The sequence below is a fragment of the Candidatus Tisiphia endosymbiont of Empis tessellata genome, from assembly GCF_964031035.1.
In the GTDB taxonomy this organism is placed as follows: domain Bacteria; phylum Pseudomonadota; class Alphaproteobacteria; order Rickettsiales; family Rickettsiaceae; genus Tisiphia.
In genome coordinates this window covers 1217939-1234683 of record NZ_OZ034997.1, presented here as the reverse complement: position 1 = coordinate 1234683, position 16745 = coordinate 1217939, and the positions used below count along the sequence as shown (strand labels likewise).

Below are 16745 nucleotides of genomic sequence, written 5' to 3'. Positions count from 1 at the left end.
ATAAATTATTTTTTCCAATTACTAATTGTCTTGGAGTTTATCTCATATTTTGATGCTATCACTGATAATGGACTCTCTTCTTTCAGCACTTCTAATACTATCCTAGTTTTTTCTTCAGCACTAAAAACTCTTACTTTTTCTTTTGTCATTTTTTCTCCTAATTTTTTCTTATTATTTTATCTTAATTAGGAAACTTTTAACTCTATTTTTTTGTCCATTTTCTTCAGTCCATTATATTTCATCAAAAGATCAACAAGAAGATTATTCTCTTGAGGTACAAACTGATAGATTGGAAAAATATTGTGAGCGTAAGGGGCTATTTATTTTAGATCGCTTTAAGCTTGTTGAATCATCTAACAAAGGTGATCGTAAACATTTTATGGAAATTATCAAATTTATAAAAAAGCAGCGTGAGCCTATTGCTTTTGTAGCTGATAAAGTTGATCGTATTCAAAGAAGTCAAAAAGAAACGCCTATTTTAGATGATCTAATAAGGCAAGGCAAGTTAGAACTATATTTTAACAGTGAGGGTTATGTAATCCATCAGCATTCCAGCACACATGAATTAATGATGTGGGGTATGAGTGTTGTATTTGCCAAATCTCATACTGATCTGCTTAGCGAGAATGTTAGGAAAAGTTTTAAACAAAAAATAGAAATACATGGGGAATGGTATGGTCCAGCTCCTATTGGTTATGTAAATAAACGGGATGAAAGGGGGAGAGGGCTAATAGTGGTAGACCCAGTGATTGGTCCAATAATAAAAAAATCTTTGAAACTTATGTTACAGGAGTTTATACTTTATCTGAAATGGTAGCCAAGGCAAAAGAGTGGGGTTTAAGGAGTAAAAAGGGTTTTCATTTTACTAAATCACCTTTGCATCGACTTTTACAAAATCCATTTTATTACGGAGAAATGAGGATTAAAGAAGAATTATGGCCTCATAAGTATGAACCACTTACCACAAGAGAGATTTTTATGGCATGCGAAGCAGTAAGAAATGGTTGGAATAAAACATCTTTTCAGTATAGAGGTAAAGAATTTTTATTTAGGGGTATTCTCAAATGTGCTGTTACTGATAAACTAATTACTGCTGATACTAAAACCAAAAGATACAAGAATGGTAAAGTATCAGAATGGACTTATTTACGCACTTGGAATCCACAAAATCCTGAAAAGATGATTTGGATCAGAGAAGAACAAATAGTGCTGCAGCCTGAAGAAGTGCTGAAAAGCTTAAAAATCAAAGATCCTGAAATATTAAAGCAGACGATGGAATATCTTATGAATGTTAATCAAGGAAAGGCACATGAATTTAACCGTGAAGTTGGTGCATTAAAGCAAGAACATACCCAAATTCAAAATAAACTTGACTCGATTGTAGACTTAGTTACAGAAGGGGTTTTAACTAGGGAAGAATTTTTGCGTAAGAAAACACAATTAAGAGATAGGCAATATGAATTAAGTGAACTGATTAAAAGTTATGACAAGGTAGATGACAAATTATCAAAAAAGCTTGTAGACCTAATAAGTATTACTATAAACGCCTATGAAACTTTTAGGGATTCGACGATAGCTGAAAAACGGGAATTACTAAATTTTATGTTTGCGAACCTAAATCTTAATGGTTCAAACCTAGAGTACACCTTGGCTTTCCCCTTCACAGAACTAGCAAAATTAACCAATTGTCCCATTTGGCGGGGCGTAGTGGACAATTTCAGAACCACTATAGACACTAAATTACTTGTTATTCAAGCCATTACACTCTATTATTAGGGTTCATTAACTTGGTATTGTAATTCCATATTTTTTCTACAAAAAGCTATTGAAAGTTTAATGATTTTTTTGACGTGAGAATGTTCTTTTACCTTTACATCATATTGCTTATCTATAATTTGCTTTAATCCCATTTTGGCTACCAAGGCTAAATCTTCTGTATTTTTGGCAATCTTGTACTCAATAATAATAGCCTTATCTTCTTTACCAACCTTGGGGATCATGATAATATCAGCTCTACCACTACCTGATTCCTGTTCACTTGCTATTATGTAACTAGGGGCTAACATGTTAACAAGTCCTAGCATAAAGCCACTATAAAATAATTCTGCCTTTTTCTCCCCTGTTTGATAAAAACTGGTAGAATTTACCAACAACTCTTGTAAACGCTCTTTAAATTCCTCTACTTTACCTGCTGGCAATAAACTGATAAAAGAGTAATATCTAGAACTATCAATTTTTAGCTGATCAGTTACCCATTGTAGAACTCTTGTTTCATAAATATATTTTACTTCATAATTAGGGATAGATAGCTCATAAACATTCTTTTCCGGTATTTTGGCAGTAGGGTTTAAATAACCGCTGAACAGTAATAAACTGAGTAATCCTATTGGTTCATTGATATCAGCAAAACTTATTTGTTTGGTAATAGGTGAGATAATACTTCTCCCGGCAGCTAAGCTCTGTAAATCTTCTTGCATTTCATCAGATAGCAGTATTTTATCTATTAAAGTTGTTCCCCCACTATCTAGCCAATAGTGATCAAGCTTACCTTTATGTGCTAAACATTGCATTATTGACCACGGATTATAAATTATCTCGCCACCAAAGGTGTAACCATTATACCAATTTTTAATTTCTTTGGGATTCGTTTCAGTTGGCACGATGGTTAATAACTCATCAACTTCTGCTTGGGTGAAGCCATAGAACTTAGAAAAGTCATTATCAAGTAAGGTATATTCACTAACATTATTAAGATCTGAAAACAAATTAGCCTTAGCAATACGTAATATGCCAGTTATTACTCCTTTCTCTAAGTAGGGATTTGTTTTTAAACTGCTACCAAGTATTCCTCTAAATAGCTTAAGAATTTGGTCAAACTCTTTTGTTTTATGTCCAAGTTCTAAATATGCATTATTAATTGGTGTATCATATTCATCTATTAATATGTATACTTTTTGTTTAAAATGTTTATACAATATTTGACTTAAAAACTTCAGGCTATTTTTTAAATAGCTTATATTAATATCACCACTTAGATAATTTTTTAACTTTACTTTTTGCGGAATACTAAAAAATTTATTATCTTCTTGAATATATTGTTCTAAATAATTAAATCTTTCGTATAATTCTATTATTTGATCTATAATGCTACTAACAATTTCCTTATAATTACTCCCCTTCACTTCTTTAAAATTTATATATATTACTGGAAATTGGCCTTGACGCTTTATTATATTTTTATGAATGGATATTTTTAAAGGCTGTAGCTCTTTGGTTTCATCAAAGCCCAAATCTACTATGCCTCCAGTAAAGAGTTTATAATTTACTCTCTTTTCTTGAGATAAAGGCTTACCTCTCTCATCTACTTCAATTTCTAAGAACCTCCTAATCATATCCATATTAAGGCTTTTACCCCAACGTCTTGGCCGAGTGATTAGGATAACCTTACCGCTATCTTCTAATAATTCTTTGATCATTAGACTTTTATCAACAAATACATCACTATTAACTACTAAGTCATAGAATTCATCCGTACCTACTAGCATTTTAGGCAGCTTATTACTCTCCTTAACAGTGTCAGCCCCCTTGAGATGTGTGTTAGTGTTTGAAAGTTCAACTATCATATTATTCAATTATATTTATATTCTGATACCAAAGTTTTTAGTTAAATTTTAATAAATTATTTTACCGATTAAGTTTTAATAAAATGTGGTAATATGCTGTTTCGATAAAAATATGATATAGTATAGATAAGTTTGATTCAATATAGAATTACATCTCGTGACAACATCGCCTAATTATCATAATTGTGTTCATTTAAAAAAATATTGGATAAATAATTAAGGTCTTTTTCTAAACTAGGGTTTTGACAGATATTAATTAAAAAACCCAACGGACTTGGTAAAACGTATGTTACTCCTGCTATTGTATAGGCAACACCGTATTTTTTTTCTATGTAATTGCTAATATTTTTGGCATAAACATAATTACATACTTTCTTATAGCTTCTTCACTTAACAGCAATGCTTCTGCTATTTCTTCATAGCTCCAACCTTTATCATACAGCAAAACTGCCTTAATTCGGTCACATACTCTCCTATCTCGTTCATTACCATGACGTGACTTCAGTGCCGTTCTTTGTTCAGATGTTAAAATATTTCCCTTAATCATATTCTAGCTTCTTTCTTCTCTTCCTTCAACTCTTCATTTACGAGCAGTATACTTCAATATTAAGCTGGCGGCATGTAAACCTGCATGGAACATACGATTTCAGCAATATATTATCAGCCAATGATCGAGATTATTCTTTAAGTGAAGTGGTAAATTTTAAAGTAGCGTAACAACTAAATTTAGCTAGAAATTAGATAAAATTCCGTTTCCAATTCGCTTCTGCCCCGTTTCTGTAATTTAACCCAATGTTCTCTACAACAATACTTACTTTGTTTGCACTACAGTGGTATGAATTTAACAGTTACACAAAATTCATACCATTATTTATTAGGAAGAACTACTTACTGAACGATTAACATCCCTTCTTCTCCAGATAGTAGGCATTGTGTAGAAGTTTCAGCAAGATTATAAATAACATTATCACCATTGAACTGTTTATTATCCTCCCCGTTCCTTAACGTTATGACTAATGCTGGATATATAAGTTCTTGCTTTAATACACTATCTTCAAATAACAAAGAGTGGATATCTAATGCTTCTTCCTCAGTTACTCGTATTCCGCCACATATAGCAATGAAATTTTCTATTACTTCTGGACCACAATTATTATATTTTTGACTTTGTACTTGTTGCTCAGTAATCTCAATGTGTAAATTTGGATATAACTTAGCCAGTCCCACTTCAAAACTACTTTTTAAAGTCTTAGGCATTGTCCTGTTCTCAGAGTCCATATAATATGCTATAATTTTATCTAAGCTATGTTTTAACGCTAAACCAACCCAGTGCTTATTATATAAATTTATCGGTATTAATAACTTAGTAATATTATTGCTACCACTAATGCTGTCACTAATAACGTTATCACTAACAGCAAATTCAACAGGGATTTTTGCTAGCAAATTCTTAACGAAATCAAACTTACTAGCGTCATCAAAAACGCAGTCTGCACTGATGATCTTAGCATCTTTGATTCCTGCACTCTTAAGATATAGCTCTAATATTTGATCCATTACCTTTTTACTATACTTATACCAATAATCATGCCAGTAATTATCTTCTTGATGTTTAGCACAACCTCTACCTGTAGGATTAATGCTAGCAAGCACCGCCTCTTGTAAGATACTGTCTGTAATACTATCCCTCACGATATTATCACCTGCAATTTTTATCAATAAAGCTGGATGTTCTTGAACAAAACCCTGCACACAAGATAGATTATTCTGTGTAGTAACTTCACACATATGCTTGAACATTATTTTTTGTGCATTAATCATTTCATCACTTGATATGTAACCATCAAAATAATCTTTCTTTAAAACTTTTTCTAAAAACTCTTCACTAAATAATTCCTTTATATCTGCCAACATTCCATTACTAGATACTTTATTATGTAATTCGTCAATATTACCACGTAGAGCAATTTCAATATTATCTATATTTTTTATAAGTTCATTAAACACGATTGTTAGTAACTTTTTTTGTTTCTGAATGTTTTTTGGAATAGCAGCCTTAATAGCCACCTCCGCAATTTCAATGGTACAAAAATATTCTGGATGCATAGTTACAATTTTTACCAGTAAATCTTTATGTTCTTTCTTATTAGTAGGAAGAAGACTAGAATGTTTTGTCTCAGCAAATTCCTTCACACAATCTATAGCCACTGTATTTGAAGCTGCTTTTATAGCTTTACACATATGCTTAAACATTATCGTAGTTTACCAGTCATAATGCCTCTGTAATAGTTATTTGTTTATTAGTCTACCTTTTTTACCTTAGAATGGTAAATCCGCTGTTTCGGTTGTTCTCTTAATAAGATTAACCTTTTAATCTCTTGCTTATCGGCTGTAATTAGCCAAATCCAGCGTTGAGATATGTCGTGAACTTTCCTGACTTTTAATTCGTTTTTTTTCATCCAACTATATAAAGTTGATCCTGGCACATTTATTTTTTGTGATAGCTCACGAAAAGTAAATTCATTTTGCCTACGGTTAATTTCTACAGGTAATATTTTCTGCTTATTAGCTGTTGCACCACTGCGTATAAGTAAGCTACTAACAATGTTTTTATTAAAAATATTTAACCGTTTTGCTGGACGCCAACCTTGCTGATTTAAAATATCGGCAATTTGTTGTAATGTCATATCTTGGTTTTTGAGATTGCTTACTAGTTCAAGCAATTCATCATAATAACTAAGTTGCTCCAATTTTGCCACAGGACGAACAAGATTACTATTGGTTTTATACCCACCTGCCCAATCTATTTCTACCAGGACTTTCTCTGTTACACCTTCTATTTTTACAACAACACGTTCTATTAGTAAACGTAAAATTTCTTTGCGTTCTTCTACCGTAGTAGTAGGCGATGACCATAAAGCAGGAATATCAGAAGCCAATTCATATATAGCTTGACGCTCAACAGCAGACAAAATCTTTGACTGATCAGCTAGAAACTTGTCATATTCCTGTTTTAACTTTTCTTCTGCAGATAATGATTCTTCCCACTTTTTCTCAAGAGTTCTGGTGACAAGACGATTCTCAGGTTCTGAAGAATTATATTGCCGATATGCCCGCTGAACCTCATATTGTACCCTTTCCAATTGCTTCTGCCAATGTTTTTGTAAATTATTATGTTCGGTTTCAAGGTCTGTTGCAACTCGTAAACTAATTTCCAAAGTCTCCGGTTTTAACACTTCTAATGCCTGCTTAGCAATTAATTCATCCAAAACATTGCCAACCAATGATTGGCAAACATCTTCACCATAATTTACAGACATTCTGCTACAACTGTAACGCAATTTATTACCATTATTCGTATAGCAAGTTGCCATTCGTAAACCATAGCGACCACAAACAACCAGACCGGCTAATAGTCCATTACCATGTCTCGCCACACCAATTCCTTGTATGGAGTTAGCTAATAATTGTCTGCCGTTACGTTCATATTGTTGCCAGCTAATATAAGCTGGAATTTTGTCTTTTAACAATACTTGCCAATCTGATATTTTAGCAACAATACGCCCTGTAGATGGTCTGCCAGGCTTTTTTCTATGTACTTCTGTTTTTGGGGGGGGCTACGTCCATATACATAAGCACCAGCATATATGGGGTTATGTAATAGATTTCCTAAGGTAGTTCTATTAGGACGATTCCAGCTTAGTTCACCTTTTTGTAAACCACTACGTTCTCTATAAGGCATTTTTATTTTATGACTCACTAAGTATTTTAATACTGCATTAATTGTAGAAAATTTATCAAATAACTCAAATACCATCTGAATAGTTGCCTGTGCTTGCTCATCTGGATCTTTAACAATTTCGCCAGATGGTCTTCTAATATATCCCATAGCAACTTGTATGACCAGCTCACCTCGACGTGCTTTTGCGTTTTTTCCTTGTAGCATGCGTTGCTTAATTATATGTAACTCAGCTTCAGACATTGTACCCTTAAGACCTAATAACAGCCGATCATTATAGGAAACCGGATCATAAATACCATCAGTATCAGCAATAATGGTTCTAAAAAGTGCACATACTTCTAGCAATTGGTACCAATCTTTGCATGAGCGTGCTAACCTCGATACTTCTATTCCTAATACTATACCAATATGGTCTAATCCAACTTCAGCAACTAAACGCTGAAATCCTGGACGACCTTCGGCGTTTGCACCAGACTGCCCCAAGTCATCATCTATTACAAGTACTTTATCAGCACTCCAGCCTAAATCATATGCTCTTTCTACTAAATTATACTGTAATTTAGTAGATTCACTATGCCGTTCTACTTGTTGTAGTGTTGATTGCCTTACATATACTATTGCTAGACGATCGTGATGATAATCTTGAATTTTGCCATTTGATAATATACTCTGAGTTGATTGTTTCCCCTTGTTTATCATTTGCCTTCTCCATATTTATTATCGATTCTGGCAATTTCTTCAATGATAATGTTGCTAATAGAGTTATTAGGCGATGACGATTCTCTTTGGGAACTCTTTCCCACTTCATTGGTTCCAATATAGGAATGCCTTGCATGATATTTTCTTACCCAATCAACCAAGTTTAGCAATACTGATTTGCTAAGTGTCACGGATTGTTCTGAATTTGTCAAATTAAAACTTATAGATGTTTTAATAATAGAAGATAGTTTTTGCTTTAATTATTTCATCATTTGATACGTTACCATTGGGATAATCTTTCTTCAGCATATCTTTTAAGTATTTCTCGCTAAATAATTCTTTTACATCTGCCCATTTTCCATTGTTAGATACTTTATTATTTAATTTGTTAGTACTATCACGTAGAGCAATTTCAATATTGTCTATATTTTTTATAAGTTTGTTAGTAACTTTGTTTGTTCCTGAGTGTTTGGAACAGCTTTAGTAATAGCAGAATTCGCGATCTCAATAGCACAAAAATACTCAGGATGATTATATGCAATTTCCTTCACTAAACTTTGATATTCCCCGACCTTTGCAAAATCCTCCACACAAGCTATAGCCTTATTTTGTTCTGAAGCTTCCTTTACAGCTCTACAGAAAAGTTTAAATGTTATTATGTACTTTTTTTATTTCTTCATCTGATATCTCTTCAATTTTCTTGTTAAGACTATTCTGGAGTTTAGATTTTAAATGAGTTGTATTAAATAATTCTTTTAGTTTATTTGTAAACAATCCTTGAGATACTTCATTGTGTAATTCGTCAACACTAACAACATAAAATCCACCATCTTTTACAATATCTTGTGCAGCTACTTTAAAGGCATGACTCTTGTCAGTTTGTGGATGACTATTATCAGTATGTAGATATTGCTTAATCAAAGCTTTAGCATCTTTATGACCTAATTGTTCTGCAACTGTAGAATACATTTCACCATAAAGGAATTTTTTAACTTGCTTCATAGAAATTTCAAGTTTTTCAACCTTAAGTTTTTCTTTTAACAATTTTAAGATTTCATTATCCGGCATTTTCTTTAAATCTTCTGTGGTAGTATTTATTATTTGATTTTGTTTATATTGATTCTCTATTATCATAATAGCCTTTTGGGATACTTGCTTACTTAAATTGCTAGAATCATTAGCTAACTGCTTGATCTGTTTAGCAACTTTTGCACTAGGACCCAGTTAGATCATCAGCAATTGACTCACCGGCCTTTCCGATGGGGGAGGTTAGCACCACCGGTTATAGCTGCCTTAATAAGTGCTAATATTGGTTCTGATGTTATCTTAACAAAGTCCCCAGAAATAGATATGAGAGGAAGTAAACTAGCGGTAAGCGTAACTCCTATACCTTTTTTAGTTTCTACTTGTCCACTATCTACTACTTGTGCTGTAATATACAATGATGCTATTGTTCCAGTAAAAGCTTTGTAATATTCTTTGATCTTTATCTTATTTTCTTCAGATAAATCTGAAGATTTCAGATAGTCTTCTAGAACCACATCATAATCTTTTAACGTTTGTCTACGCCCTGAATCGAACCGTTCTTTAAGATACTCTACAGTATCAGATACACCTTGCACTTTACTTTGCATAGCTGTTACAACTTCAAGTGATGTACTTAAAGTCCTTGTGTATTCTCCTAATTCTTTCTTTAGATCTGAATTCTCCATAGACAATACATCAAATCTTAATTTTAATTGTTCCTGAGATTTAGTATTCACCTCGCTTTTATCCAAATTGCTAGCAGCCATAAAAACGACTGTAGTTACAACATCTTTATATTTCTCAAAGAATTTAATAAATTTTTGAGTCTCTGGACTATTTTTATCAAGTCCGCTGATTATTTCTTGCATTTGTAAGACATTATCTTCATCTTTAATAATTAATTTAAGAGTATTTGTAATATATGAAACATTCTCTTTAGTTAAGTTTTTTGCATCAACTAACTTCTGTAAATGTCCTTTTTCAATTAAATTTTCAGCCTCTTTAAAAACTTCTAAAGCATCACTATTTTGCCCCTTAGCAATAAATGCTTTACCTTTATTACAATAATACAAAGGATTAGGTTCTTTTACCTTGTTTGTAACTTTTATAGCTTCCGTAAAATCTATAATAGCTTTATCATATTGTTCCGTAGTAATATATATTAAACCACGGTTGTTATATAATGCACCTTTTGCCTTTGCATCAGTTGAGTTATCTTTTTGCCATATTGTAATACCTTTTTCATATTTCTCTAGTGCTTCATCATGTTTAGCTAGTTTACGTAAACAATCTCCTTGTGCTTTATATACTGCTACCTTATGATTATTGTTAGGTAATCGTTCCTCAAATTGGTTATAATGTTGTAAGGCTTGTTCATGATCTTCAATCTCGTATAATATATAACCACATTTACTTAGGTATAAAATTTCTTGACCTTGCTTATCCTGAGTCGTGTTTTTAACCGAAGGTTTGTCACTCCTATTAATATTAAACCTAGGCAATAAATCCTGTTCTATTTCTTCTAAAATACCAATTGCTGTACTGATATCTTGTTCCTTTAGTTGCTCTGCTTCTTTAATCTTTTCTTGTACTTCACTTTTTATTTCATCCCGTGTTTTCATAAAAAGATACTGGACTGAAAAATCAAGACAAAAAAATAATAATGTTGTTTCCCATTTTTGCATTTTTCAAGCTGCAATTTGTTCATAATTTTGTATAGAATTTAGATAGACATTCATAGGCTTTTTGTAACCAATACTTGAATGGAATCTTCTATAATTATAGTGATTGATGTAATCATCAATACCACTCTTTAGCTCTTTAACATCTTTAAAATCATTAATAAATATACAATTATATTTTAAAGTTCGGAAAAATCTCTCCATAATTATATTATCAATACTTCTTCCTTTACTATTCATCGAAACTTTAATGTTATGCTCTTGTAAAATTTCAATGTGTTCATGACTAGTATATTGACTGCCCTGATCACTATTAAATATCTGCGGTGCAGGATATTTGTTAAGTGCATCATGCAATACTTCAGTTACCAAACTTACATCCATACTATTTGACAATTTATAACTCAACACAGCTCTACTATGCCAATCTATAATTGCTGCCATGTACATAAATCCCGAATTAGTTCTAACATAAGTGATATCTCCGCTCCAAACCTCGTTAGCGTTAGGTACATCTACAGTTTTACTTGTACCTAGATTAGACCAATATTTATCAAGCAAATAACTATAAATTTTATGCTGTTTATCTTTTCCAGATGTTAACTTTTTCCTCTTTGGATAAATAGCCTCTATGCCAATCATGTTCATATATTTTAGAACCCGATCCTTACCAATAACCAAGCCATCTTCTAATAATTGTCTATGGATATAACGATAACCAAATTCAGGATTATCAGTATATATTTCATCTATTTTATTTAAAATATTTAAGTTATACCCACTAAATGGTTTTGCTTTATAGTACATTGAAGAACGATTAATCTTTAATAATTCATATTTCCTTGTCTTTGGTAACATTGCTAGCTTGGAATCGACAAGTTCTTTTCTATTTGATAAGTCCAAGCTTTGTAGCTTTCCCACAGCCCAATCTCTCTCTACTATTGTTTTTCCAAGAGTTTTCGCTAATTCATCATTTTGTTCTTTCAGCATATTAATTTGTTCCTGATATTTACTTACCAGTTTTGCTGGTTCAAAAGCCAATGCTGCATTTGATATAAATTATTTTTTCCAATTACTAATTGTCTTGGAGTTTATCTCATATTTTGATGCTATCACTGATAATGGACTCTCTTCTTTCAGCACTTCTAATACTATCCTAGTTTTTTCTTCAGCACTAAAAACTCTTACTTTTTCTTTTGTCATTTTTTCTCCTAATTTTTTCTTATTATTTTATCTTAATTAGGAAACTTTTAACTCTATTTTTTTGTCCATTTTCTTCAGTCCATTATAATCTTCTACTTTCCAACCAGCTTTGTCCAAAGCCTTCTTCGATGCTGGTACTGGACCTGTTCCCATAATATTTGGTTCTACCCCTACTTCAGCATATGATACAATTCTAACAAGAGGTTTTAGATTATATCTCTTTAATGCTTCTTCAGATACTACCATTAAACAAGCTGCTCCATCATTAATAGAAGAAGCATTACCAGCTGTTACAGTACCTTCTTTGTCAAAAGCTGGACGTAGTTTAGCTAGAACTTCTAATTTAATATTAGCTCTAATTCCCTCATCTTGATCAAATATTAATGTAGCTTTTTGCATCTTAACTTCTACTGGTAAGATCTCATCTTTAAAACGACCTTCTGCTTGTGCTTCACGTGCTTTTTGGTGTGATTTTAGTGCAAACTCATCTTGCATTTCTCTAGTAATATTAAATCTTTTAGATATATTTTCGGCGGTAATTCCCATTAAATTATTAGAAAATACATCGGTCAAACCGTCATACTGCATCAAATCTACCATTTGTGTGCTACCTAACTTATGACCAGCACGAATATACGATCCATGTAAACCCAAAGACATATTTTCTTGCCCACCAGCTATCACAATCTCATTATCACCTGCAATAATACTACTTGCTGCTAAACATACCGTTTTTAACCCAGATCCACACACTTTATTAACTGTGAAGCCTGTAACTTCTTTAGGTAATCCAGCTTAGATTAGAGCTTGCCTAGCAGGATTTTGTCCTACGCCACCAGTGTGATTACCTGTCCCATTATTACTTCATTAATAATAGCTGTATCTAGTTTACTATCTTTTAAAATTGATTCTATAATGATAGCTGCAAGTTTAGTTGCTGGAATTGATCCTAAGCTTCCTAGCAGAGATCCTACTGCTGTTCTTTTTGCATGAGTTATATAAACTGCCTTTTTACTCATCGAGTATACTCCACATTCTATGATTTTAATAAGTTGGTAGACGATAGTATACTCAAATGATTTGAAGAATTGGATTTGAAAATGAATGGTGAGCAAGCGGAGCGTACATATAGTACGTGAGCATGCGAATCCATGATATTTTCAAAAAACAATTCTTCAAAGCAGAAGAGTATATAACTTCAAGAAGAGCTAGGCAGTAGCAAAGTTGAGCAGCGTAGCGTACATGAGTAACGGAGCAGCGAAGATCTTTAGACACGACGAAGCCAATTCTTTAAGTTCACCGAGTATACTCCTTAAATAAGATATCTAAATTGTTATTAATCAAATAGCTAATATGACCACTTGGTACTTCGAAGATCATAGATTCTCTAAATAATTTGTGTAAGGATAACATAGATGATTTTGGTACTATTTTGTCATTACTTGCAATTATTTGATATACTGGTTTATTTATTAATGTCGGATCAATGGTGATATTGTTGACTTTCCATTGAAGTTTTGCAAGCATATTATTGCCTACTACATCATCCATAATTTGTATATATGTATTTCTAGACAAAGCAGTTCCAGACATCAACCAATTTTCTACTCTAAAAGATAAATCTCTTATTTTTGGTACAGTTATGGTAAAAAATTTATCAAGTTTTGTACTGAAATAATTTGGCATTAATAGGAAAAAAAGAATCTGAATATGTAGTTTAGGAATCATTGGCAAATTTCGTACATAATAATCTAGACCAAGATATTGGTATATATTCCTTGCTGTAGCAAAATGGGAGAAATCCCAAGGTGTTGAAAGTAATGTTAATGTTCTTATCATGTTTGGTACTATTATAGTGGCTGCCATTCCTATAATACCACCGATGCAGTGTCCCACTAAGTCTATTTGATACTTTTTTTGTCTTAAATTGCTAATAATTTTGCTAATAATTTCAACTACCCTCTTTACGTAGTCTTCTAACAAATAATCAGCTTCATCAACTTCAAACCAATCAACTAGAAACACCTCCCCACAATGTCTTAAATTATCAACAAAGCTTTTTGATTTAGCTAAGAAAAGAATTTCCGGGGAGTTAAAGATCGAAGGAATAACTAAGAATATTCTTTTTTTACTAATAATGCAATCTTGCGATGCCAGTGTTTTATAATATAAAATTTGATAATATTTTGTTTTAGTTATTTTTTTACCCAAGGAACAATACTTATTACCCAATAAATATTTTGATGAATAATCATTATATTGATCAAAATATTTTTGATATTTATTATTATATATCAAATCTTATGCCAGCAATCACATTATGAGTTCTGTAAGAATTTTTAGTCATTTCAGCAGTGCTATATTTCTTTTCAGTATCATTATATTTATATTGCTTAGATGATACTTTTCCATAATCTCTCCAACTATATACAACATCAAAATTTACATGATCAAGCACATTGATAGACGTCCCAATAGTCAACTGATAGGCAAAATTATTAGCCTTATTAGAAGACGCAGAAACTGCTACCATTGGGTTTGTGACTGTATCGCTGTCACAGTAGCTGTTATTGTTTCTTTTATTTGAGCCATTCCAACACCTGCTCCTATAAAGAACTTGCAATACCTACACCATACAAATCAATATAACTATTAAGTAACAATGACTCTACTTTGGCTTTATGTGCTACTTCTGCACGTGTTTGAGATATTTTCGGTAGTGTCTTATTGTCATTCCTAACAATATTTAGAATATTCTTATCAATCTTACTGCTTTCCAATTTTGGAACAAAATCGAGTGTTAAATCTACTCTAACATTATTCATTACATAATAGCCTACACCAAAACTAGAAATAGCCTTAATTGGATAGTGCTTCTTTCGTATAGTAGAGTTAGCCTCACTTCCTTCACTTAATATTGTTGCACCAACTTCTGCTTTTACATAAAATTGATTTTCATCTGCTATTGATATGGTAGAAGTTAAAATAACAGAAGTTGCAACAGCGATTAATAACAATAGTTTTCTCATATACTCTCGTTAGATTTTCTATATAGACATAAAGAGTTATAGCATCTCCTATCTTGCTATACAAGCTAAATTTAAATATCTTGACATAGGGAGGCTAATAATATATAAGTTCCTAACTTTCTTTGGTTTTCATAATAGCCTTAAGCCATTATAGAGAAACTCTTGAATATGTCCTCAAGTTTTTTTTTTGTCTTAGGGAATCCTTATTATGACTAGTATACAGTCAAACTTATTTAAAAGCAAATTCAGAACTATATTTTGGCCTATCCATAATCATGAGCTTGGAAAATTCATACCTATGTGCGGTCTGATGTTCTGTGTCCTATTCAATCAAAACATATTAAGAATTTTAAAAGATAGTATTTTAATTTCAGAGATTAGTGCTGAAGTAGTAAGTTTTACTAAAGTTTATTGTGTAACACCTGCAGCAGCTTTATTCGTTATAATCTATGCTAAGATGCTTAATCATTTTAGTTTTGAAAAGATTTTTTGCTATTTAATCACTTTTTTTGTTGGATTCTTCATTCTTTTTGCTTTCATTATTTATCCAAATGTCGATATTTTCCATATTAGTCCAAATTCACTAGAACAAATTATGGGAACTTATCCTCATCTTAAATGGTATATAGCTTTAATTGGTAATTGGAGTTATATGGTTTTCTATACATTATCTGAACTTTGGCCAAATATCTTTTATGTTTTACTTTTTTGGCAGTTTGCTAATGAACTTACTACAACAGAAGAAGCAAAAAGGTTTTACACGCTTTTTTCATTATTTGGCAATTCTTCTTTAATATTTGTGGGCTTTTTGATAATGAACTTATCATCTGAGAACAGTATTGCTAAATATTTTTTAACCGTATCGGACAACAAAACTACACTTATAAAAATATCAACAAGTCTCGTGGTAGTTTCTGCTGTTATATCATGTTTACTTGTAAAATTTATTACCAAAAATGTTTTTACAAATCCAACATTTTATGCAAATGCTAAAAGTGGTAGATCTACTAAAGAAGGCATGGGTTTAATTGAAAGTTTTAAATATATAACAAGATCAAAATATTTATGGTTAATGCTAATTTGCTCTGCTGCCTTTGGTTTATCAATGAATTTGGTAGAAGCAGTATGGAAAGCAAAAATTAAGGAATTATACCCCACTGTTAATAGTTATGCAGAATTCAATAGTCTTTACATTCTTTGGACTGGAGTTGCTATTATGGTAATGACTATAATAGGCAATAATATAATGCGTAGCCATGGCTGGTTTGTTGCTGCAGTAATTCCGCCAATTGTTATGATGATTACTGGTATATTGTTTTTTATCTTAATCGTATTTGACCACCAAGTATTATCTATATTTGATAGTAGCATTCTCATGACACCCTTAGCTCTTGCGGTGTCAATTGGTGCTTTACAAAACATTCTAGTGAAAGGTAGTAAATATTCAATTTGGGATACCTCAAGAGAAATGTTATATATTCCTCTTGACCAAGAGCTAAAGACAAAAGGTAAGGCAGCTGTAGACGTCATTAGCTCGAAGGTTGGTAAATCTTCGAGCGGGTTAATACAGTCAATTATTTTCACATTAATACCAACAGCCACTTTTAGCTCTATATCACCATTTTTAATGGTGGTATTTACCATTGTTTGTATTGTATGGATTCACTCGGTAAGAAAAATATACTTTGAGTATAAAAAAATTGCCTAGCCTACTTCACTATGCATACTCAGGTAGAACTTC

At 32.0% G+C, this 16745-nt stretch carries 18 protein-coding genes and 1 pseudogene; 3 read left to right on the top strand and 16 right to left on the bottom strand.

Translation table 11 applies throughout. The features are described from left to right. Positions 1-5 precede the first annotated feature (5 nt). Entirely contained in the window at positions 6-149 is a 144-nt protein-coding gene (locus tag AAHM86_RS06460; RefSeq protein WP_342267695.1) for a transposase, read from the bottom strand. On the opposite strand from AAHM86_RS06460, the gene AAHM86_RS06455 reads away from it, so the two are divergent. Together AAHM86_RS06455 and AAHM86_RS06450 are read left to right on the top strand one after the other, a co-directional pair. Beyond that, complete coding sequence (locus AAHM86_RS06455; protein ID WP_342267707.1) at positions 143-817, top strand: recombinase family protein; 675 nt, start codon at positions 143-145, stop codon at positions 815-817. The two genes, AAHM86_RS06460 and AAHM86_RS06455, sit on opposite strands and share 7 nt — an antisense overlap. After that, positions 811-1776 (top strand): recombinase family protein, encoded by a 966-nt coding sequence (locus AAHM86_RS06450; RefSeq protein WP_342267706.1) that lies wholly within the window; start codon positions 811-813, stop codon positions 1774-1776. The genes AAHM86_RS06455 and AAHM86_RS06450 overlap by 7 nt, the downstream gene beginning before the upstream one ends. On the opposite strand, the gene AAHM86_RS06445 is transcribed toward AAHM86_RS06450, so the two are convergent. From AAHM86_RS06445 to AAHM86_RS06375, 15 genes and pseudogenes are all read right to left on the bottom strand, one after another. Beyond that, positions 1773-3623: an AAA family ATPase gene (locus AAHM86_RS06445; RefSeq protein WP_342267705.1), complete on the bottom strand. Its 1851-nt coding sequence runs from the start codon at positions 3621-3623 to the stop codon at positions 1773-1775. The genes AAHM86_RS06450 and AAHM86_RS06445 overlap by 4 nt on opposite strands. 328 nt (positions 3624-3951) lie before the next feature. Further along, positions 3952-4170 carry a helix-turn-helix domain-containing protein gene (locus AAHM86_RS06440; protein WP_342267704.1) on the bottom strand — a complete coding sequence of 73 codons (219 nt, stop codon included), beginning with the start codon at positions 4168-4170 and terminating at the stop codon, positions 3952-3954. A 341-nt stretch (positions 4171-4511) separates the two neighbouring features. After that, complete coding sequence (locus AAHM86_RS06435) at positions 4512-5864, bottom strand: hypothetical protein (RefSeq protein ID WP_342267703.1); 1353 nt, start codon at positions 5862-5864, stop codon at positions 4512-4514. Positions 5865-5923: 59 nt separating this feature from the next. Continuing rightward, entirely contained in the window at positions 5924-7153 is a 1230-nt protein-coding gene (locus tag AAHM86_RS06430; RefSeq protein ID WP_342267702.1) for a zinc ribbon domain-containing protein, read from the bottom strand. Then, the gene (locus AAHM86_RS06425; protein WP_342267701.1) at positions 7147-8064 is read right to left on the bottom strand and encodes a recombinase family protein; all 918 of its coding nucleotides are present in this window, start codon (positions 8062-8064) and stop codon (positions 7147-7149) included. Before AAHM86_RS06425 ends, AAHM86_RS06430 begins: the two co-directional genes overlap by 7 nt. Further along, positions 8061-8276, bottom strand: coding sequence for a hypothetical protein (locus AAHM86_RS06420; protein ID WP_342267700.1), 216 nt, complete (start codon positions 8274-8276; stop codon positions 8061-8063). The genes AAHM86_RS06425 and AAHM86_RS06420 overlap by 4 nt, the downstream gene beginning before the upstream one ends. A 219-nt stretch (positions 8277-8495) precedes the next feature. Beyond that, on the bottom strand, positions 8496-8654 hold the full coding sequence (locus AAHM86_RS06415; protein ID WP_342267699.1) for a hypothetical protein: 159 nt from the start codon (positions 8652-8654) through the stop codon (positions 8496-8498). A gap of 55 nt (positions 8655-8709) precedes the next feature. After that, a complete protein-coding gene (locus tag AAHM86_RS06410; RefSeq protein ID WP_342267698.1) occupies positions 8710-9198 on the bottom strand; it encodes a hypothetical protein in 489 nt (162 codons plus the stop codon). Positions 9199-9308: 110 nt separating this feature from the next. After that, the gene (locus AAHM86_RS06405; protein WP_342267697.1) at positions 9309-10775 is read right to left on the bottom strand and encodes a tetratricopeptide repeat protein; all 1467 of its coding nucleotides are present in this window, start codon (positions 10773-10775) and stop codon (positions 9309-9311) included. A 3-nt stretch (positions 10776-10778) separates the two neighbouring features. Continuing rightward, positions 10779-11813, bottom strand: coding sequence for an IS3 family transposase (locus AAHM86_RS06400; protein ID WP_342267696.1), 1035 nt, complete (start codon positions 11811-11813; stop codon positions 10779-10781). 18 nt (positions 11814-11831) lie between these two features. Next, complete coding sequence (locus AAHM86_RS06395) at positions 11832-11975, bottom strand: transposase (protein ID WP_342267695.1); 144 nt, start codon at positions 11973-11975, stop codon at positions 11832-11834. A gap of 87 nt (positions 11976-12062) precedes the next feature. After that, positions 12063-12994, bottom strand: a pseudogene (locus AAHM86_RS06390) (acetyl-CoA C-acyltransferase); the annotation flags it as partial. Positions 12995-13271: 277 nt separating this feature from the next. Continuing rightward, a complete protein-coding gene (locus AAHM86_RS06385; protein WP_342267694.1) occupies positions 13272-14273 on the bottom strand; it encodes an alpha/beta fold hydrolase in 1002 nt (333 codons plus the stop codon). Further along, a complete protein-coding gene (locus tag AAHM86_RS06380) occupies positions 14263-14508 on the bottom strand; it encodes a hypothetical protein (protein ID WP_342267693.1) in 246 nt (81 codons plus the stop codon). The genes AAHM86_RS06385 and AAHM86_RS06380 overlap by 11 nt, the downstream gene beginning before the upstream one ends. 73 nt (positions 14509-14581) lie before the next feature. After that, the gene (locus tag AAHM86_RS06375; protein ID WP_342267692.1) at positions 14582-15004 is read right to left on the bottom strand and encodes a hypothetical protein; all 423 of its coding nucleotides are present in this window, start codon (positions 15002-15004) and stop codon (positions 14582-14584) included. Positions 15005-15212: 208 nt separating this feature from the next. Here AAHM86_RS06375 and AAHM86_RS06370 point away from each other — a divergent pair, with 208 nt between their 5' ends. Beyond that, positions 15213-16712: an Npt1/Npt2 family nucleotide transporter gene (locus tag AAHM86_RS06370; RefSeq protein WP_410521550.1), complete on the top strand. Its 1500-nt coding sequence runs from the start codon at positions 15213-15215 to the stop codon at positions 16710-16712. Positions 16713-16745 lie beyond the last annotated feature (33 nt).